Origin of the sequence: Plantactinospora sp. B24E8 (assembly GCF_039871735.1) — a bacterium.
Lineage (GTDB): Bacteria > Actinomycetota > Actinomycetes > Mycobacteriales > Micromonosporaceae > Plantactinospora.
Genome location: NZ_JBDPMH010000027.1, coordinates 80,849 through 99,360 on the forward strand (window position 1 = coordinate 80,849; position 18,512 = coordinate 99,360).

Here is an 18,512-nt window from a genome sequence, read left to right on the forward strand (position 1 = left end):
CCGACCACGGGTGCCGGCCGGACCGCCGGCACCCGACCAGGTTCCGGCCCAGGTGGCGACCGGAATAGGCGCCAGCCTCCACGTCACCGGGAGCCGCCGGATCAGCGGTGGTCGGGCTCCTCCGGGTAGCCGCCGGGGCGCTGCCGGGGCTGGCCGTACTGACCGCCGCCACGCCTCGGACCGGCCCACGGCTCGTCGTCCGGCCCGGGCCCTCGCCGGCCGCCGCCCTGCGGGCCACGCGGAGGCTGTCCGCCGCCACCATAGACGCCGCCACCGCCAGCCGGTGGCTGTCCGCCGCCACCGTAGACACCGCCCCCACCGCCCCGCCGGCCCGCTGGTGGGGCACCTCCGGGCACCGGCTGGCCGGCCCGGCCACCACCCGGCGGCCGCTGGCCGCCGTAGACGCCACCGCCACCGCCACCGGACCTCGGGCGCCCGACCGGGGCGCCCCGATCCGGCGTGCTTTGCCCACCGTAGGACCCACCGGCGGCGGGTCGGCCACCGTACACACCGCCGCCGGACGCCGCGCCCCGCCCCACCGGCTCGAAGTCGTCCGCGGGACGATCCGAACGGTAGCCCTGGCCGTAGCCGCCGGCACCCTGGCCCCAACCGGCCCCGTCCCGCTCGTCGGGACCCGGCTGCCGGCCCGCCCCGGGATCGCCGCCGGCGCCCGGCCGGCCCTTGCGGCCGGACCGCGGACCGTTGTCGTCGCCGTCGACGCCGCCGGCCCCCAGACCCTCGTCGGGTCGACGGCGGGCCCGCAGGATGCCGAAGACGCCGAGCGCGACCAGGATCGCGCCGATCACACCCAGACCGCCGATGAGGTACGTGATGTCGTCCAGGGTCAGCGAATCCGTCCAGGACGTCTCCGACTTCGCCGAATCACCCGCGGCCCCGTCGGCCGCCGCGGCGACCACCGTGGCCGGGGTGTAGCTCAGGATCGTCACGTCGGTCGGCTCGTCCAGCGCGGCGACGTCCGAGACCGTCAGGAAACTCTTGCCGTCCGCGGTGTAGGCGATCGCCTCGCCGAACGGGTCCTCCAGCGCGGTGGTCCGGGGCGTACCGCTGGTCAGGGTCTTGACCAGGTCGCCGTCCCGGACGTCCCACTCGAAGGCGTCGGCGTAGGTGCGGAGTGCGATCCGCTTGCCGTCCAGGGACCGCGCCGCGCCGGTGACGGTCTGCCGGCCGGCCGGCCCGAAACGGTTGGCGGTGGTGGTCTTCGGCAGCGAGATCTCGCCGGCCTTCTCCAACGGCACACCCGCGGTGTTGTTCTTCTTCAGGGCGCCGGTCGGGCGGTAGATCTCGGCCTTGCCGGTCGTCTTCGTGATGATCAGCGGAACGTCGTCGTCCCCGATCAGCAGCGCCTCCGCGTCGTGCCGCTTCTCGTCCGGGAACGCGAGCCGGTGGATGACCGGCGCCGCCGAACCGTCCACCGGCATGCTCCACAGCGCGACCGTGGGCCGCCGGGTCGCGCCGTTGTCCCCGGTGTCGGCGATCCACAACGTCTTGCCGTCCGGGGAGATCGCCAGATCCTCCGGGTCGAGCGGGCCGCTGCCACCGTAGGCGACCGTGTCGGCGAGCTTGCACTTGTCGGTCAGCAGGAAGACCCGCTCCCGGGCGGGATCCTCGCTGCCGTCGTTGATCACGACGAAGCCGTCGCGGGTGGCGACCAGCCCGGAGAGTTCACTCATCCGCTCGTCGGTGATGGTGCAGACCTTCTTGCCGGCGTCGGCCGACGCCGCCGTGACGCCGACGCCGAGGGTGACCCCGACCAGGCCCAGACTCAACCCGAGGGCACCGGAGCCAACCAGCACCGTGGAGAGGACTCGCCGCATTCGCCCAGTGTCGCATGCGCGCGGCGCAAACCGGTGAGGCGGCGTGATCAACTCAGGGCTGCCGTGTCGGAGCGGGCAGCCTCATCCCACTACCTCCTGGTACGGCGCCAGTTCCGCCGCCAGCGCCTCGTCGACCCGGACGTGCAACTTCGTCCCCTCCGGCAGGTGGGCCGTGCCGAGCACCTCACCCTGCCGGTGCACCCGGGCCACCAGGTCACCCCGGTCGTACGGCAGCACCGCGCGGACCTCGACCGCCGGGCGGGGCAGCCGGGCCTCGATCGTGGCCCGCAGCCCGTCGATCCCCCGGCCGGTCCGGGCGGACACGAAGACCGCGTCCGGCCACTCCCGCTTCAGCCGGAGCAGGGTCTCCTCGTCCGCCGCGTCGGTCTTGTTGATCACCAGCAGCTCGGGCAGCTTGTCGGCACCGACCTGGGCCAGTACCTCCCGGACCGCCCGCACCTGCTCCTCAGGGTCGGGATGCGCGCCGTCGACCACGTGCACGACAAGATCGGCGTCGGCGACCTCCTCGAGGGTGGACCGGAACGCCTCGACGATCTGGTGCGGCAGGTGTCGGACGAATCCGACCGTGTCCGCCAACGTGTAGACCCGCCCGTCCGAGGTGTACGACCGGCGGGTCGTCGGGTCCAGGGTGGCGAAGAGGGCGTTCTCCACCAGGACACCGGCGTTCGTCAGCCGGTTGAGCAGGCTGGACTTGCCGGCGTTGGTGTAGCCGGCGATCGCCACCGCCGGTACGTTGCCGCGGGTCCGCCGGGCCCGCTTGGTCTGTCGTACGGTCCGCATGGCCTTGATCTCGCGGCGCAGTCGGGAGATCCGGAACCGGATCCGGCGCCGGTCGGTCTCGAGCTTGGTCTCACCCGGACCACGTACACCCACACCGCCGCCGGCGCCGCCGCCGCGGCCGCTACCACCGGTCTGCCGGGAGAGGGTCTCACCCCAACCCCGCAGTCGGGGCAGCAGGTACTCGAGCTGGGCCAGCTCGACCTGTGCCTTGCCCTCCCGGCTCTTGGCGTGCTGGGCGAAGATGTCCAGGATCAGCGCAGTCCGGTCGACAACCTTGACCTTGGTGCGCTGTTCCAGGTTGCGCAGCTGCGACGGCGAGAGTTCCCCGTCACAGATCACCGTGTCGGCGCCGGTGGAGCGGACCACCGCACTCAGGTCGTCCACCTTGCCCCGACCGATGTAGGTGGCCGGGTCGGGCCGGCTGCGCCGCTGGATCAGCCCCTCGAGCACCTGTGAGCCGGCCGTCTCGGCCAGCGCGGCGAGCTCGGTCAGGGAGTTCTCCGCGTCGGTCACGGTGCCGTCGGTCCAGACGCCGACCAGGACCACGCGCTCCAGCCGCAACTGCCGGTACTCGACCTCGGTGACGTCGGCGAGCTCGGTGGAGAGACCGGCGACCCGGCGCAGCGCCTGGCGGTCCTCCAGCTCCAGTTCGCCGGTGGTGACGTCGTCATCGTCGTTGATGACGATGGCGTCGAGGTCCTCGTCCGCCAGCCGAACGAAGCTTTCCTGGTCTCGCAAACCGTCCTCCGGTTCTCTTCGGGCCTCCGTGACCGGCTCTGCGGTGCCTGTCCGGTCCGGCCCTGCGTCTGGTGGGGTCTGTGCTGCCGGTGTCAGGTGTTGTCCCTGCGTCGGTAGTACTCAATCGTGACACGCCCGTGCGCCCGGTGCACCCGCTATATCCCGGCCGGTACGGCCGGGCCTGCGGACCGGGTCCCGCCCGTGGTCTACCCGCACCGCTGCCCGCGACGCCTACCCGACGCCCGGCCCCCCGGTGGCGCGTCACCGGGGGAACCGCGGCTGGTCGAACCGGGCTGACGTCAGCGACGTTTCCGGACCGGCCTAGGGTGATCCGGGTCGCCGAACGGCGACCACCACCGGTACCGGGCGGTTTTCCACCCTCCCCGGTGGGGTGAAGAATGCTGACGGCGGCAACGACGCCGCGGGAAGACGACGGAGGACGACGACGTGGGGATCACGCGACTGCCGAGTGCCGGATTCTCGATCACCATCCGGATCGGGGTAACGGCGGACGCCTCGGCCATCGGCCGGTTGACCACCTGCGTCGGCGAGGCCGGCGCCATCGTCACCGCGCTCGACGTGGTCGACTCCGACCCCACCACGGTGATCGTGGACCTCACCTGCGACACCGCCGACGCCACCCACGCCGACCAGGTCGTACGGTCGTTGACCGCGCTCGACGGGGTGGATGTCCGGAAGGTCTCCGACCGTACCTTCCTGCTCCATCTGGGCGGAAAGATCGAGGTCTCCCCGAAGGTGGCGCTCCGCAACCGGGACGAGCTGTCCCGGGCGTACACGCCGGGTGTCGCCCGGGTCTGCCTCGCGATCGCGGAGAACCCGAAGGACGCCCGCCGGCTCACCATCAAGCGGAACACGGTCGCGGTGGTGACCGACGGCTCGGCCGTACTGGGCCTGGGCAACATCGGCCCGGCCGCCGCACTGCCGGTGATGGAGGGCAAGGCCGCCCTGTTCAAGCGGTTCGGCGGGGTCGACGCCTGGCCGGTGGTGCTGGACACCCAGGACCCGGACGAGATCGTCTCGATCGTCCGGGCGATCGCCCCGCAGTACGGCGGGATCAACCTGGAGGACATCGCCGCCCCCCGCTGCTTCGAGATCGAGACCCGACTGCGGGACCTGCTCGACATTCCGGTCTTCCACGACGACCAGCACGGCACCGCGATCGTCGTCCTCGCCGCGCTGACCAACGCGCTGCGGGTGGTGGGCAAGAAGCTCGCCGACGTACGGGTCGTGGTCTCCGGCGCCGGTGCCGCCGGTACGGCGATCATGAAGCTGCTGCTCCGTCAGGGCGTCGGCGACATCATCGCGTACGACCGCCAGGGTGCCCTGCACCGTGGCCTGACCGGACTCAACCCGGCCTGGCAGTGGCTGGCCGAGAACACCAACCGGGAGGACTTCTCCGGGGACCTCACGTCGGCGCTGCGGGGTGCGGACGTCTTCATCGGGGTGAGCGCCCCCAACCTGCTCACCGGGGAGGACATCGCCGCGATGGCCCCGGACGCGATCGTCTTCGCGCTGGCCAACCCGGACCCCGAGGTCGACCCGCGCGAGGCGCGCAAGCACGCGGCGGTGGTCGCCACCGGCCGGTCCGACCAGCCGAACCAGATCAACAACGTGCTCGCCTTCCCGGGGGTGTTCCGGGGCATGCTGGACGCACACGCCGAGGAGTTCACCGAGGAGATGGCGATCGCCGCCGCCCGGGCGATCGCCGACGTGGTCGGCTCGGACAAGATCAACCCGACGGTCATCGTGCCGAGCGTCTTCGACTCCCGGGTCGCTCCGGCGGTCGCGGCCGCCGTCCGGGCCGCCGCCCACCACCCGGCGCCGCCGCCGGCCGCCGACTCCGGTCCGGCCGACCTGCCCGAGATCGCCGCCGAGGCCGCCGCGCCGGCCAGCCCGCTCTCCAGCTGAGCGCCGCGGAAGGGCCCCTTCCCGCCGTTTCCGGCGTGGCGTCACAAGGGGCCCTTCCCGACCACGATCGGTCAGACGGGCAGGCCGGCCGGGTCGATCTCGCCGTGTGCGACCAGCACCGCCGGGCCGGCCAGCCAGCAGCTCCGCTCGTCGACCGTGACGGTCAGCCGGCCGCCCGGTACGTCGACCGCCACCACCCCGGCGGTCCGGCCCGCGTCCCGGACCGCCACCGCCGCCACCGCGCAGGCGCCCGAGCCGCAGGACAGGGTCTCCCCCGAACCCCGCTCGTGGACCCGCATCAGCACGTGCAGGTCCGCGCCCGCCACCGGTTCGGCCGGTACGACGAACTCCACGTTGACGCCGGCCGGGAAAACCGCCGGGTCGAATCCCGGGGCCCGGGTCAGGTCCAGGTTCGCCAGTTCGATGCTGTGCGGCAGCTGACAGACCAGGTGCGGGTTGCCGCAGTCCACCGCCGTACCCGTCAGGGTCAGCCCGCCGAGGGTGGCGACATCCCGACCGGTGATCCGGGGCGCGCCCAGGTCGACGGCGATCTCCTCGGCGCCCACCCGCACCTGGACCACGCCGGCCCGGGTGGCCAGCGGCAGCGTACCGTCGACCGGCTCGGCGAGCCCGTGCACGGTCAGGTAGCGGGTGAAGACCCGGGTCCCGTTGCCGCACATCTCGGCGATGGAGCCGTCGGCGTTCCAGTAGTCCATGAACCACTCGGCGGCGTCGGCGTGGCCGACCGCGTCCGGATGTTTGGCCGCCCGGACCACCCGCAGTACGCCGTCGGCGCCGATGCCCCGCCGTCGGTCGCAGAGCGCGGCCACGACCGCCGGGGTCAGCTCCAGCTGACCGTCGGGGTCGGGCAGGATGACGAAGTCGTTGCCGGTGCCGTGGCCCTTGGTGAAGTGCACGCCCCCATCATCCCCGAGCCGCGGCGACCGTCGCCAACGCGGCCTCGACCAGGTCGTCCCGGGCCGCGTCCAGCCAGCTGATCCGGGAGTCGCGCCGGAACCAGGAGCGCTGCCGGCGGACGAACCGTCGGGTGGCCCGGACCGTGTCGTCCCGCGCCGCCGCCTCGTCCAGTTCCCCGTCGAACATCCGCAGCACCTGCTGGTAGCCGAGGGCCCGGCTGGCCGTACGGCCGGACCGCAGGCCGCGCTCGACCAGGTCGGCGGTCTCGGCGACCAGACCGGCCTCCCACATCCGGTCCACCCGGACACCGATCCGCTCGTCGAGGGTCGCGGTGTCCAGGTCGACCCCGATCTGGACCGCGTCGTACCAGGGAGTCGGTTGGGGCAGGGCGGCGGTGAACGGCGCCCCGGTGAGTTCGATCACCTCCAACGCCCGGACGATGCGTCGCCCGTTGCCGGGCAGGATGTGCGACGCCGCGACCGGGTCGGCGGCCCGCAACCGGGCATGGAGCGGCTCGGGTCCCACCGCCCGCAGCTCGTCCTCCAGCCTCGCCCGCACCACCGGATCCGTGCCCGGGAACTCGAACTCGTCGAGCACCGCCCGGACGTAGAGGCCGGATCCGCCGACCAGCAGCGGCACCCGGTCACGGGCCAGGATGTCGTCGACCGCGGCCCGGGCCAGCCGCTGGTACTCCGCCACGCTCGCCGGCTCGCTGACCGGCCAGATGTCCAGCAGGTGGTGCGGCACCCCGGCCCGTTCGGCGGGGGTGAGCTTGGCGGTGCCGATGTCCATGCCCCGGTACAACTGCATCGAGTCGGCGTTGACCACCTCGCCGTTCAGGGCGTGCGCCAACGCCACACTCAACGCGGACTTGCCTGCGGCGGTCGGCCCGACCACCGCGACCACCGGACCCGCCGTCATCGGGACGGTCCCGTCGGGACGGCCGGCGTCCAGCTGGCGACGAGGTAGCTCACGCCGTACGGCGCCGCGTAGTAGGAGAGGTCACCACGCCAGGGCAGCCCACTGTGCCGCGTCGCGGCCGCCAGCACCTGCCAGGGCGCCCGCCCGGTGACCCGTAGCCGCGTCGACAGCTCCGGCGGCAACGCCAGCAGCGCCGCACCGTCCGCCGCCGCCAACGCCGCGGCGACCCCGTCGTCGTACGGCTGGGCGGCCGGGTCGTCGTACCCGGGGGACTTCTCCCCCCGGCAGGCCGAGCCGTCGCCCATCACCAGCAGCGCCCACGGTTCGTCGGCACCGGCGGAACCGATCGCGGCGAGCCGCTCGGCGAGCCGGACGCAGTCGGCCACCGGGGCGTCCTGCGCCACGCTGACCAGGTGCCAGAGATCCGGGCGTACGTCGTCGGCCTGTCGGGTCACCAGCCAGGCGGCCACCGACAGACTCAACGGCAGGGACGGTCGTCCCGCCGCCCGGTCCGGGTCGCCGATGGTCACCTCCACCGGAACACCCCATGGCGCGAAGGAGCCGCGGGTGGGAAGGTGGTGTTCGAGGGTCGCGGTGTCGGCGCCGACCACCACCACCCGGCGGGCCGCGGAGTCGACGAGTCGGGTGACCGCCTCGTCACAGGCTTCCCGGAGGCCGGCGAGTTCACCGGCGGCCGACCCGGCGAGCGCGGGAACGATGAGCGGTGGATGCGGACAGACAGCGGCGGCGACCAGTGGCACGGCTTCACCGTAGCGGGCGGGCAACCCTCCGCCCGCAGGCCAGGTGGTCCCCATACGGTCAAAGACACCGTATGGTCACGGTCGACGACAGGCGCTCGACGGGGACCGGGTTGGACCTGTGACAATGCCGGGAGAAACTTCGCTGCGCCGTGGCGGCGTACGTCGGGGACCCCCAGCCCCGCCGGCGTCGGGAGAACGAGGATGGGCACATGAGTGACTGGACTGCCTTTGGACGGGTGGATGAGGACGGCAACGTCTACGTCAAGACGGCCGAGGGTGAGCGGGTGGTCGGTTCCTGGCAGGCCGGAGCACCGGAGGAGGGCCTGGCCCACTTCGCCCGCCGCTTCGCCGACCTGGTCACCGAGGTCGACCTGGTCGAGGCCCGGCTCAACTCCGGGGCCGCGGACCCGTCCGGATCGCTGACCACCATCCGACGCCTGCGGACCTCGCTCGCCGGGGCACACGTGGTCGGCGACATCGACGGGCTCGCCACCCGGCTGGAACGGCTCGCCACGGTGGCCGAGGGCAAGGCCGGCGAGGCGCGGGCCGCCCGGGAGACCGCCCGTACCGAGGCGGTGGCCCGGAAGACGGCACTCGTCGAGGAGGCCGAGAAGCTGGCCGCCGAGTCGACCGGGTGGAAGACCGCCGGCGACCGGCTCAAGGAGATCCTGGACGAGTGGAAGACCATCCGGGGTGTCGACAAGAAGACCGACGGTGAGCTGTGGAAGCGGTTCGCCGCCGCCCGGGACGGCTTCACCCGCCGTCGGGGTGCCCACTTCGCCACTCTGGACGCCCAGCGTAAGCAGGCCCAGGGGGTCAAGGAGCAGTTGGTGACCGAGGCCGAGTCGCTGGCCGACTCGACCGACTGGGCGGCCACCGCCAACCGGCTGCGGGAACTGATGACACAGTGGAAGGCCGCGCCCCGGGCCTCGAAGGAGGCCGAGGAACGGCTCTGGGAGCGGTTCCGGGGTGCGCAGGACGCCTTCTTCTCCCGGCGCAGCGAGGTTTTCTCGGCCCGGGACGCCGAGCTGCGCGGCAACCTGGAGCGCAAGCAGGCCCTGCTCGCCGAGGCGGAGGCGCTGGACGTCGAGGCCGACCCCCGGGGCGCGCAGGCGAAGCTGCGCGAGATCCAGGGCCAGTGGCACGAGGCGGGCCGGGTGCCCCGCGAGGCGGCGGCCAACCTGGACCGGCGGATCCGCGTGGTGGAGGAGAAGGTCCGTCAGGCGATGGATTCGGCGTGGCGGCGGACCGAGCCGTCGGCCAACCCGCTGCTCGCGCAGATGCGGGAACAGGTCGCCGAGGCCGAACAGCGGCTCGCCCGGGCACAGAGCGCCGGTGACGCCCGACGGATCCGCGAGGCCGAGCAGGCACTGGCGTCCAAGCGGCGCTTCCTCGAACTCGCCGAACAGGCGAGCTGACCGGGACCGGTCCGGACGACTCCGGAGGGCCCCTCTCCCACCTCGTGGGGAAGGGGCCCTTTTCCGTGCCGGGGACGATTCGGCGGTCAGCGGCCGCGCAGGCGCCGACGGGTCACCGGCCGTCGGCGTCAGTGGTCACCCGCTGCCAGCATCAGTGGTCAGCGGTCGCACGCGCCGGCGGAGGCGGGCAGTGCGGGTGGCACGCCGACGGTCGGCAGCCCGAGCGACACCGCGGCGCCACGCGGGGTCTGCCCGGCCTCGTAGTTGTCGCCGGCCCGGGTACGTCGGTGCGACAGCGGCTCGCCGTCGGCGTTCAGGTGGTGCGGGGCGGCGTAGTCGACCACGGTCCGGACGATGTCCCCGGGGCGGATCCGGCCCGCGTACGAGCCGGCGGCGAAGTGCACCAACCGCCCGTCCCGGGCCCGACCGGAGAGTCGTCCGGTCCGCTCGTCCTTACGTCCCTCACCGACCGCCACCAGCACCTCGACCGGGGTGCCGACGAGTGCGCGGTTCTCCGCCCAGGTGATCTCCTCGACGCAGGCGATCAGCCGGTCGTAGCGCTCCTGCACCACCTGCTTGGGCAGCTGGCCGGGCATCTCGGCGGCCGGGGTGCCGGGCCGCTTGGAGTACTGGAAGGTGAAGGCGGAGGCGAACCGGGCTTCACGTACCACGTCCAGGGTGCGCTCGAAGTCGGCGTCGGTCTCGCCCGGGAAGCCGACGATGATGTCGGTGGTGATCGCCGCGTCCGGCATCGCCGCCCGGACCTTCTCGATGATCCCCAGGTAGCGGTCCGCCCGGTAGGACCGGCGCATCGCCCGCAGCACGTCGTCGGAGCCGGACTGCAACGGCATGTGCAGCGAGTGGCAGACGGTGGGGGTCTCGGCCATCGCCGCGATCACGTCGTCGGTGAAGTCGCGCGGATGCGGGCTGGTGAACCGGACCCGTTCCAGCCCCTCGATCTCGCCGGTAGCCCGGAGCAGCTTGCCGAAGGCGAGCCGGTCGCCGAACTCCACGCCGTACGAGTTCACGTTCTGGCCGAGCAGGGTGACCTCGAGCACACCCTCGGCGGCCAGCGCCCGTACCTCGGCCAGGATGTCGCCGGGACGGCGGTCCTTCTCCCGGCCGCGCAGCGACGGCACGATGCAGAACGTGCAGGTGTTGTTGCAGCCGACCGAGATCGACACCCAGCCGGCGTACGTCGACTCGCGCCGGGTCGGCAGGGTCGACGGGAAGACCTCCAGCGACTCCAGGATCTCCACCTCGGCGGCGGTGTTGTGCCGGGCCCGGTCCAGCAGCACCGGCAGCGAGCCGATGTTGTGGGTGCCGAAGACCACGTCGACCCAGGGCGCCTTGCGGACGATCTCGCCACGGTCCTTCTGGGCGAGGCAGCCGCCGACGGCGATCTGCATCCCGGGGTGCTTCTCCTTCACCGGGCGCAGGTGACCGAGGTTGCCGTAGAGCCGATTGTCCGCATTCTCCCGGACCGCGCAGGTGTTGAAGACCACCACGTCGGGATCGTCGGCCTCGGCGGCCCGGACATAGCCGGCCTGCTCCAGCAGTCCGGAGATCCGCTCGGAGTCGTGCACGTTCATCTGGCAGCCGTACGTCCGCACCTGGTAGGTGCGCGGGCTGCCCGGGGCTGCGGTAGTCATGACAATGACAGAGTATCCGCAGCGGGCGGCGGGGCCGGATCCCGCCGTGGGCGGAACCCGACCGCCGGGGACTAGGAGGAGCCATGTGCCGGAGCATCAAGACCCTGCGGGAGCCGTACGCCGAGGTGGTCACGGCCGCGGACATCGAGGCCGCCGCGCTGCAGTACGTGCGCAAGATCTCCGGGTTCCGGACCCCGGCCGCGCACAACGCGGAGGCCTTCGACGCGGCGGTGGCCGCGGTCGCGGAGGCGACCCGGACCCTGCTCGACAACCTCGTGGTACGCGGCGGCGGTCAGGCCGCGGCGAGGGCGGGCAGTACGGAGTCCGGGCTCCAACGCGACTGATGGCAGGGTGACCAGCCCCGGCAGCGGGGGCTGAGCACCGTGCAGAGCCGCTGGTTGGAGAGGATCTCGCCGTCGTCGGTCTCCCGGACGTCGAGGTGCACCGGACGGATCGTGCCGTCCGGGGTGACCAGCAGGTGGCGTCCGGCGTCCAGGGTGTCGTCCGGCAGCAGGCAGGACCGGCGCAGCCGACGGGCGAACGCCGCGACGGCGACCACCTCGGGCAGCCCGGACGGCGGCGCGTAACAGTCGACGGAGGTCGGGTAGTCGCCGGGCCGGTGCGTCACGTCGACGAGCATCGCACCCTGCGGGATGTCCGCCGGGTCGATGGCGCCGAGCGGCAGCACCGGTACGCGGAGCGCGTCGGCGAGCGCGGGACGGATCTCCGTGGCGGCGACGCGCCTCTCGATCCTCCAGTTCCACAGCTCGATCATTGCCGCCTCCTCGCTCTGCTCGGTCCGGCCCGACCACTTCCTCGTGACCACTCCCTCGTGGCGGCGACCGGTCGGTCGCCTGTGGTCGTCGGGCGGGACGGCCATCACCAACGATGGTGCCGGGCGGACCGGGTCGAGCGCGGCTAAGTTACCGGTCTGTGACCATATCCGCCGAAATAGACAAAGCTTGACTACCTATTGTAGTCACATAACCCCCCTCCGACAGCGCGGCTCGCCCGAGATGCTCACCCTGCGTGGCGAGAATCAGCCGCGGCGGTCGCCCACCGGACAGTTCGCACGGTCACCCGGACGGGTCACCGTGGACCTGCGGCGAGCCCACGTCGGCGTCCACGGCCGGCCGCCGCCCACCGGACGGTCGGCCCGGAACCGGACCGGCCGCGGGTCAGGAGCGGTGCGTCTCGGTGAGGCGGTCCTGGAGCCTGGCGTGCCGAAACTGGTAGACCGAGCCGACGACGCGCAGCACGCCGCGCTCGTGGGCGTCCTCCAGGAACCGCATACCCAGGACCGGACTGTCCCCACGGAGCCGCAGTTGCAGAAAGGACAGTGTGGTCCGCCAGGTGCTGGAGACGGTCAGGGCGGCGGCGACGGTGGCGACCACCCCGATCGTCACGCCGGTGACCAGTCCAACTCCGACCGCGACCGGGAGCGGATCGTGCCGGGCCATCGCCATCCCGTCGGTGACGCCGGCCGCGACGCCCACCGAGAGACCGAAGACGCCGCCGACGACAAAACTGCGCCGCCGGTCCTGCCGCCACGCCGAGACCGGATCGAGGGGGGCGGCGACGTTCAGCGAGGCGGCGGAGAAGCTGTCGATGAGTCCGAACGCGAGGATGAACGTCGCGCCGATGACAAGTCCGGTGACGAGTCCGGCCGGCGCTCCGTATCCGATCCCCACCGGAACGCCGGTGGCGAGCCCGATCGGGACCCCGGTGGCGAGGCCCGCGGGCAGACCGCGGGTGAGGCCCGCCCGGAGGGTGCCGGCGACGCCGGACTGTGGAGGCAGGGCCGAGTCGGCGCGGGTGAGCCCGGCCTGGGAGGCGAAACCCGCGCCGGCCCCCGCCACGGCGCCGGCGACGAGCGCCACCCCGAGGCCGACGACGCCCACGGCCGGCCCCACGGTCAGCGCGGTGGCGAGGCCGACGGCGAGGCCCGAGACGAGACCGAGCCCGGGGTTGAACCGGGCACCGGCCTTGCCAGCGAGTCCGCCGGCCGGCGAGTCCCGGTGCTCGACGGCCAGGCCGATCGCCAAGCCGAGCAGGAGACCGACCACGGCGGCCGGCCCGATGTCGATGGTGTCCCGTTCCCCGAACTCCTCGGTGAACGCGGCGACGACCGCCGCAGCCGCTCCGCCGACGAGCCCGCCGGCGAGCATGGTGGCGATCGCCCGCACCGGGGCCGGTGCCCAACGGTGCAGACGCCACCAGGCGAGCTCCCGGACACCGTCCCGGCTCATCGCGGTGGCCAGGGCACCGAGCCAGCGGCGGGCCTGCCCCGGGTCGTACCGGCCGGGTGGTTTGCCCGGGCGTCGGCGGTACGCCGCCGACAGGGCCCGGTCCAGGAGGTGGTCCTCGACCTCGTCCCGGGTGGCGAACCGGTCCGGGACAAGCAGTTCCTCGAGGTCGGCCGGGTCCGGAAAGGTGTCCCGGACCAGGGTCACGGCCAGCGGCGAGGTCAGCGCCCGCGCCAGTGGAGTGTCCGGCGCCTGGTGCAGGCGGTCGACCAGCCGGCGCCAGGCCGGCGGGGGTTCGGCGAGCTGCCACCGGGCGAGATAGTCGGCGGCGACGGTGGTGGGAACCGGGCGGAGTTCGAGGGCGGCCGCACCGTGCAGGTGTGCGCCACGCACCGCCTCGGCGTACTGCTCGCTCCGGGTGAACAGGACGAGCCGGAGATCGGCCTGATCGTCGAGGGCCTCCAGCGCGAGGGGGCGCAGCTCGGCGTCCAGCTCGTCGAACCCGTCGAGGAAAAGCGCGACGCGACGCTCCCGGACCAGTCGGGTGGCGACGTCCGGCCCGTACGCCGACGCCCGCAGGAACCGGAAGTCGGTGGCGATCCGGTCGGCCAGCCAGCGGTGCAGCGACGTGCGTTCCGGGTCCCAGGTACGCGCGGTGAGCAGGACCGGGATCGGGATCTCGGCGCGCTCCTGGGCGTCCTCGACCTGCCTGCGGTGCCGAAGGGCTTCGAGCACGGCGAGGATCGCGGCCGCCGACTTACCCGCCCCGGGCTCGCCGAGCACCACCACCCGACCGGATTCGAGGCCGGCGTAGATGGTGAAGAGGTCGGCGAGACCGCCGCCGCGTACCGTGTCGACGGTCGCCGCCTCGATTCCCGGTAGCGGCGCGAACCGGCCGTGGGCCGGGCCGTCGAAGCCGCCGACCGCCTCCTCCACCCGGCCGCTCACCGGTCGGGTGGACCAGACCCAACGCACCGGGATCGGGCGAACGAGTCGGCGGTCGCGCAGCGCCGGTTCCCACTGCTCCTCGACCGCCCGGGCCAGGTGGTCGCCGGCCAGCGTCAGCGCCGCTGCCGGATCCAGTCCCTCCCAGTGCCGGCGCCGCCACAGTGCCACCGCGACGGCGCTGATCAGCGGGGCGAGAATCGCCGTGGCGACCGAGACGACCACGGCGACCAGCTGCTCGTTGCCGTCGGTGAGGAGCAGGGCGAGCACCGCCGCACCGACCAACGCCAGGACAAAGAGGGTGAGCCCGACCAGCGGCCACGGTCGCAGGCGTTCGGTGCCCCGCATGACACGAAGTGTGACAGGCCCACACCCGGTACACCATCCCGGCGGATCAACCGGTGCGCACCGGCCTCAACGCATACGATCAGGGGCGGAACATCGCGGTTCGCCACGGAGGCGGGCAGGCACCTGGTGGTCCTCACGGTCTTCAAAACCGATGTGACCGAGTAACTCGGTCGGGCGGGTTCGATCCCCGTACGCCTCCGCCACCCTCGTCCCGGCTCCGGTACCAAGGGCGCCCGGGCCGACGGTCAAGGCACCTGTTCCGTGGCCAATGACCACAAACAGTCCACGCACCTTAACGGACAGTTGCGATCTTCGTGGCTGTCGTTACCGCCCCGTGATGAAGTCGATTGCGTTCCAGCACGTCAGGTCCCCTAGAGTTGCGTCACTGATTCAGCGGAATCCGGTGTGACAGACCGTGGACGAGACAGGTGGGGCATGACCGAGCGGAGCCAGGCGGGCGAAGTGAGTGGTACGACCGACCAACCGCTCATCCGGCTTGACGGGGTCAACAAGTGGTTCGGCCCGTTGCACGTGCTGCAGGACGTCAACCTCTCGGTGAGCCGGGGTGAGGTCGTCGTGGTGATCGGACCCTCCGGGTCCGGGAAGTCGACCCTGTGCCGGGCGATCAACCGCCTCGAGGCCATCAACGCGGGGACGATCACCTTCGACGGCCAGCCACTGCCGGCCGAGGGCCGGGCCCTGGCCCGGCTGCGCAGTGACGTGGGCATGGTCTTCCAGTCGTTCAACCTCTTCGCCCACAAGACGATCCTGGAGAACGTCACCCTCGGGCCGATCAAGGTGCGTAGGGAGAAGCCGGAGTCGGCGCGCAAGCGCGCCCTCGAACTGCTCGACCGGGTCGGCATCGCCTCCCAGGCCGGCAAGTTCCCGGCGCAGCTCTCCGGCGGCCAGCAGCAGCGGGCGGCGATCGCCCGGGCCCTGGCGATGCAGCCCAAGGCCCTGCTCTTCGACGAGCCGACCAGCGCGCTGGACCCGGAGATGGTCGGTGAGGTGCTCGGGGTGATGACCTCGCTCGCCAGGGACGGCATGACCATGGTGGTGGTGACGCACGAGATGGGCTTCGCCCGGCACGCCGCCAACCGGGTCATCTTCATGGCCGACGGACAGCTCATCGAGGACGCGCCGCCCGCCGAGTTTTTCGCCAACCCGCGCAGCGAGCGGGCCAAGGACTTCCTGTCGAAGATCCTGACGCACTAGGCGTCCTGTGTGGAGCGCCCGGTCGGCTGGCCGGCGCGCTAAGTCGAAGAAGGGGAAGAGCAATGCGAATCACGCGCGTGGCGGCGATGGCCGCGGTCGCGGCACTCTCGTTCACCGTCGCCGCCTGCGGCGGTGATGGCAACGGTACGGGTTCGGGCGGCTCCGCGTCCGGGATCATCGGCAAGGCGGAGTCGAGCAAGAAGCTGGTCATCGGCGTCAAGTCCGACCAGCCCGGTCTCGGTCTGCAGACCGGTAGCGCGTACGAGGGCTTCGACATCGAGATTGGCAAGATCATTGCCAAGGGTCTGGGTGTCGAGGAGAGCGGCATCGAGTGGAAGACCACCACCACGCCCAACCGGGAGTCGTTCATCCAGCAGGGCACCGTCGACCTCGTCGTGGCGACCTACTCGATCACCGACGAGCGCAAGCAGAAGGTCAATTTCGCCGGGCCGTACTACATCACCGGACAGGACCTGCTGGTGAAGGCGGACAACACCGCCATCACCGGGCCGGAGGCGCTGGAGGGCAAGACGGTCTGCTCGGCGAGCGGCTCGACGCCGGCCAAGCGGATCCAGACCGACTACCCGAAGGCCAAACTCCAGCAGTTCGACGCGTACACCAAGTGCCTGCCGCTGCTGGAGAACGGCCAGGTCGACGCGGTGACCACCGACGACATCATCCTCGCCGGCTACGCCTCGCAGGACCAGTACGCCGGCAAGTTCAAGGTGGTCGGCAAGCCCTTCTCCTCCGAGCCGTACGGCATCGGGCTGAAGAAGGAGGACGTCGAGGGCTGCAAGAAGGTCAACGAGATCCTCACCGCCGCGGCGGCGGACGGCAGCTACAAGGCCGCCTGGGACAAGACCCTCGGCAAGAGCGGCACCCCCGCCCCGACCCTGGACACCAGCAAGCTGACCAACTGCCCCGCCTGATCGTCTGACCCGGGGCCGGCGGCGAACACCCGCCGGCCCCGGCTGTCGTTCAGGGCCCGATGTGCTCTCCAGGAGCAAGGACACATGGACGTATTCGGTGATCCGAGGAACGTCGACGCCACGGTGTCGGGCTTCGTCTGGATCCTCAAACTGACCGGCGCCTCCGCGGTGCTCGCACTGGTACTCGGCGTGATCCTGGCCGCGATGCGGGTCTCGCCCATCCCGGTGCTGCGGCTGTTCGGCGCCGGCTGGGTCAACATCTTCCGCAACACGCCGCTGACCCTGATCATCTTCTTCTGCTACTTCGGGCTCTACAGCACGTTCGGCCTGAGCTTCTCCGACGACCTCCCGCTCAACACCTACTGGCTGGGCGTGATCGGACTGTCGACGTACACCGCCGCGTTCGTCTGCGAGGCGATCCGCTCCGGCATCAACACCGTGCCGGCCGGACAGGCCGAGGCGGCCCGGGCCATCGGGCTCACCTTCGCCCAGACGTTGCGGATCGTGGTGTTGCCGCAGGCCGGCCGGGCCGTCGTCGCGCCGCTGGGCAGCATCCTGATCGCGCTCTGCAAGAACAGCACGATCGTCGGCACCATCGGCCTGATGGAGTCGTCCAGCGTGATGAAGGACCTGATCAACTCGTACGGCAACGCCGGTGTTCTGATCTTCGCGGTCTTCGCCGGCGCCTTCGCCCTGCTCCTGATCCCGACGGGCTACTTCTTCGGATGGCTCGCCAACCGGCTGGCGGTGAAGCGCTGATGAGCAACACCACCTCGGTCCTCTACGACCACCCCGGCCCCCGGGCCAGGGTCCGCAACGCGGTCCTGACCGTCGTCTTCGGCCTCGCCCTGCTCGCCCTGCTCTGGTGGGTCTACCGCAAGTTCGACGCGGCGGGGCAGTGGTCCGGCAACCTCTGGAAGCCGTTCGCCGAGTCGGAGACCTGGACCGGGTTCATCCTCCCCGGCCTGCTCGCGACCCTGCAGGCGGCGGCCGCCGGCATGGTGTTCTCGCTCGCCTTCGGCGTCATCTTCGCGGTGGGGCGACTCTCCGAGCACCGGTGGATCAGCATCCCGGCCGGCGCGGTCGTGGAGTTCTTCCGGGCCGTACCGCTGCTGCTGATGATCTTCTTCATCTTCTACGCCGTGCCGTTCCTGATCCAGGCACCCGTCTCGGGCTTCTGGGCGGTGGTCATCGGACTCACCCTCTACAACGGGTCGGTCCTCGCCGAGGCGTTCCGGGCCGGCATCCGGGCGGTGCCCCGGGGCCAGTCCGAGGCGGCGTACGCGATCGGCATGCGGAAGACCCTGGTGATGCGGCACATCCTGGTGCCGCAGGCCGCCCGGTCGATGCTGCCGGTGATCGTCAGCCAGCTGGTCGTCCTGCTCAAGGACACCGCGCTCGGTTACATCGTCGCGTACCCCGAGTTGCTGCAGCGCGGCGTCAACGACCTGTCCGCGAACTACGGCAACGTGGTCGCCGCCGCGATCGTGGCCGCAGTCATCTACATCATCATCAACTCGCTGCTCACCATGCTCGCCAACTGGCTCGACCGGCGCAGCCGCACCCGTGGCGGCCGGGCTCCCAAGGTCGCCGACACGCCCCAGCCGCCCGTACCGCAGGGTGCGGGTGAGGGCGCCGTCGTCGGCACCTGACCGACCAGCCCTGGCCGGCCAGACCGGCGCTGACACACCGCACCGGCGGGGGCCGCCCCCCGACCCCCCCCCGGCCCCCGCCGGCCGGGTGACGGACGCCGACGTCTCGGTCTCCTACGACGACGGCCGGACCTGGCGTTCCGTCCCGACCGTCAGCCTGCTCGGTCAGCACGTCGCCGTGGTGACGAACCCGTCCCGGGCCGG

Annotated in this window: 15 protein-coding genes and 1 tRNA gene; 8 read left to right on the top strand and 8 right to left on the bottom strand. The window is 72.0% G+C overall.

The window, feature by feature from the left end; genetic code table 11:
* Positions 1-101 precede the first annotated feature (101 nt).
* Both ABGB21_RS28020 and hflX read right to left on the bottom strand, forming a co-directional pair.
* Complete coding sequence (locus ABGB21_RS28020; protein WP_347652077.1) at positions 102-1,835, bottom strand: hypothetical protein; 1,734 nt, start codon at positions 1,833-1,835, stop codon at positions 102-104.
* Positions 1,836-1,916: 81 nt separating this feature from the next.
* Entirely contained in the window at positions 1,917-3,347 is a 1,431-nt protein-coding gene (gene hflX, locus ABGB21_RS28025) for a GTPase HflX (RefSeq protein WP_347652238.1), read from the bottom strand.
* 474 nt (positions 3,348-3,821) lie between these two features.
* On the opposite strand from hflX, the gene ABGB21_RS28030 reads away from it, so the two are divergent.
* Complete coding sequence (locus ABGB21_RS28030; protein WP_347652078.1) at positions 3,822-5,303, top strand: NAD-dependent malic enzyme; 1,482 nt, start codon at positions 3,822-3,824, stop codon at positions 5,301-5,303.
* 71 nt (positions 5,304-5,374) lie between these two features.
* Here the strand turns inward: ABGB21_RS28030 and dapF are convergent, their stop codons facing one another.
* The 3 genes from dapF to ABGB21_RS28045 are packed head-to-tail and all read right to left on the bottom strand — an operon-like array spanning position 5,375 to position 7,957.
* Positions 5,375-6,220 carry a diaminopimelate epimerase gene (gene dapF / locus ABGB21_RS28035; protein ID WP_347652079.1) on the bottom strand — a complete coding sequence of 282 codons (846 nt, stop codon included), beginning with the start codon at positions 6,218-6,220 and terminating at the stop codon, positions 5,375-5,377.
* 7 nt (positions 6,221-6,227) lie between these two features.
* Positions 6,228-7,142, bottom strand: coding sequence for a tRNA (adenosine(37)-N6)-dimethylallyltransferase MiaA (miaA, locus tag ABGB21_RS28040; protein WP_347652081.1), 915 nt, complete (start codon positions 7,140-7,142; stop codon positions 6,228-6,230).
* On the bottom strand, positions 7,139-7,957 hold the full coding sequence (locus tag ABGB21_RS28045) for a hypothetical protein (RefSeq protein WP_347652082.1): 819 nt from the start codon (positions 7,955-7,957) through the stop codon (positions 7,139-7,141). Before ABGB21_RS28045 ends, miaA begins: the two co-directional genes overlap by 4 nt.
* 155 nt (positions 7,958-8,112) lie before the next feature.
* Here ABGB21_RS28045 and ABGB21_RS28050 point away from each other — a divergent pair, with 155 nt between their 5' ends.
* Positions 8,113-9,321 carry a DUF349 domain-containing protein gene (locus ABGB21_RS28050; RefSeq protein ID WP_347680305.1) on the top strand — a complete coding sequence of 403 codons (1,209 nt, stop codon included), beginning with the start codon at positions 8,113-8,115 and terminating at the stop codon, positions 9,319-9,321.
* Between the two features lie 158 nt (positions 9,322-9,479).
* On the opposite strand, the gene miaB is transcribed toward ABGB21_RS28050, so the two are convergent.
* The gene (miaB, locus tag ABGB21_RS28055) at positions 9,480-10,973 is read right to left on the bottom strand and encodes a tRNA (N6-isopentenyl adenosine(37)-C2)-methylthiotransferase MiaB (RefSeq protein WP_347652085.1); all 1,494 of its coding nucleotides are present in this window, start codon (positions 10,971-10,973) and stop codon (positions 9,480-9,482) included.
* 83 nt (positions 10,974-11,056) lie between these two features.
* Between miaB and ABGB21_RS28060 the strand changes: the two genes are divergently transcribed.
* Complete coding sequence (locus tag ABGB21_RS28060) at positions 11,057-11,317, top strand: DUF2277 family protein (RefSeq protein ID WP_347652086.1); 261 nt, start codon at positions 11,057-11,059, stop codon at positions 11,315-11,317.
* Here the strand turns inward: ABGB21_RS28060 and ABGB21_RS28065 are convergent.
* Positions 11,266-11,748, bottom strand: a complete 483-nt coding sequence (locus tag ABGB21_RS28065) for a hypothetical protein (RefSeq protein WP_347652239.1) — start codon at positions 11,746-11,748, stop codon at positions 11,266-11,268. The two genes, ABGB21_RS28060 and ABGB21_RS28065, sit on opposite strands and share 52 nt — an antisense overlap.
* 403 nt (positions 11,749-12,151) lie before the next feature.
* A complete protein-coding gene (locus ABGB21_RS28070) occupies positions 12,152-14,512 on the bottom strand; it encodes a hypothetical protein (RefSeq protein ID WP_347652087.1) in 2,361 nt (786 codons plus the stop codon).
* Between the two features lie 107 nt (positions 14,513-14,619).
* Between ABGB21_RS28070 and ABGB21_RS28075 the strand changes: the two genes are divergently transcribed.
* The 5 genes from ABGB21_RS28075 (at position 14,620) to ABGB21_RS28095 (ending at position 18,308) form a co-directional block, all read left to right on the top strand.
* Positions 14,620-14,715 (top strand) — tRNA-Sec (locus ABGB21_RS28075).
* Between the two features lie 232 nt (positions 14,716-14,947).
* Positions 14,948-15,727: an amino acid ABC transporter ATP-binding protein gene (locus ABGB21_RS28080; protein WP_347680307.1), complete on the top strand. Its 780-nt coding sequence runs from the start codon at positions 14,948-14,950 to the stop codon at positions 15,725-15,727.
* Positions 15,728-15,789: 62 nt separating this feature from the next.
* Complete coding sequence (locus ABGB21_RS28085; protein WP_347680309.1) at positions 15,790-16,656, top strand: glutamate ABC transporter substrate-binding protein; 867 nt, start codon at positions 15,790-15,792, stop codon at positions 16,654-16,656.
* 84 nt (positions 16,657-16,740) lie between these two features.
* Positions 16,741-17,415 (top strand): amino acid ABC transporter permease, encoded by a 675-nt coding sequence (locus ABGB21_RS28090; protein ID WP_347680311.1) that lies wholly within the window; start codon positions 16,741-16,743, stop codon positions 17,413-17,415.
* Positions 17,415-18,308 (top strand): amino acid ABC transporter permease, encoded by an 894-nt coding sequence (locus ABGB21_RS28095; protein ID WP_347680313.1) that lies wholly within the window; start codon positions 17,415-17,417, stop codon positions 18,306-18,308. Before ABGB21_RS28090 ends, ABGB21_RS28095 begins: the two co-directional genes overlap by 1 nt.
* The last annotated feature ends 204 nt before the right edge of the window (positions 18,309-18,512 follow it).

Bases quoted from the DNA above. Each gene is read 5' to 3' on its own strand.
- miaB (WP_347652085.1), bottom strand. From the start codon at position 10,973: ATGACTACCGCAGCCCCGGGCAGCCCGCGCACCTACCAGGTGCGGACG.
- ABGB21_RS28045 (WP_347652082.1), bottom strand. From the start codon at position 7,957: ATGGGGACCACCTGGCCTGCGGGCGGAGGGTTGCCCGCCCGCTACGGT.
- ABGB21_RS28060 (WP_347652086.1), top strand. From the start codon at position 11,057: ATGTGCCGGAGCATCAAGACCCTGCGGGAGCCGTACGCCGAGGTGGTC.
- ABGB21_RS28095 (WP_347680313.1), top strand. From the start codon at position 17,415: ATGAGCAACACCACCTCGGTCCTCTACGACCACCCCGGCCCCCGGGCC.
- miaA (WP_347652081.1), bottom strand. From the start codon at position 7,142: ATGACGGCGGGTCCGGTGGTCGCGGTGGTCGGGCCGACCGCCGCAGGC.
- ABGB21_RS28065 (WP_347652239.1), bottom strand. From the start codon at position 11,748: ATGATCGAGCTGTGGAACTGGAGGATCGAGAGGCGCGTCGCCGCCACG.
- ABGB21_RS28085 (WP_347680309.1), top strand. From the start codon at position 15,790: ATGCGAATCACGCGCGTGGCGGCGATGGCCGCGGTCGCGGCACTCTCG.
- ABGB21_RS28090 (WP_347680311.1), top strand. From the start codon at position 16,741: ATGGACGTATTCGGTGATCCGAGGAACGTCGACGCCACGGTGTCGGGC.
- ABGB21_RS28050 (WP_347680305.1), top strand. From the start codon at position 8,113: ATGAGTGACTGGACTGCCTTTGGACGGGTGGATGAGGACGGCAACGTC.
- ABGB21_RS28020 (WP_347652077.1), bottom strand. From the start codon at position 1,835: ATGCGGCGAGTCCTCTCCACGGTGCTGGTTGGCTCCGGTGCCCTCGGG.
- ABGB21_RS28070 (WP_347652087.1), bottom strand. From the start codon at position 14,512: ATGCGGGGCACCGAACGCCTGCGACCGTGGCCGCTGGTCGGGCTCACC.
- ABGB21_RS28080 (WP_347680307.1), top strand. From the start codon at position 14,948: ATGACCGAGCGGAGCCAGGCGGGCGAAGTGAGTGGTACGACCGACCAA.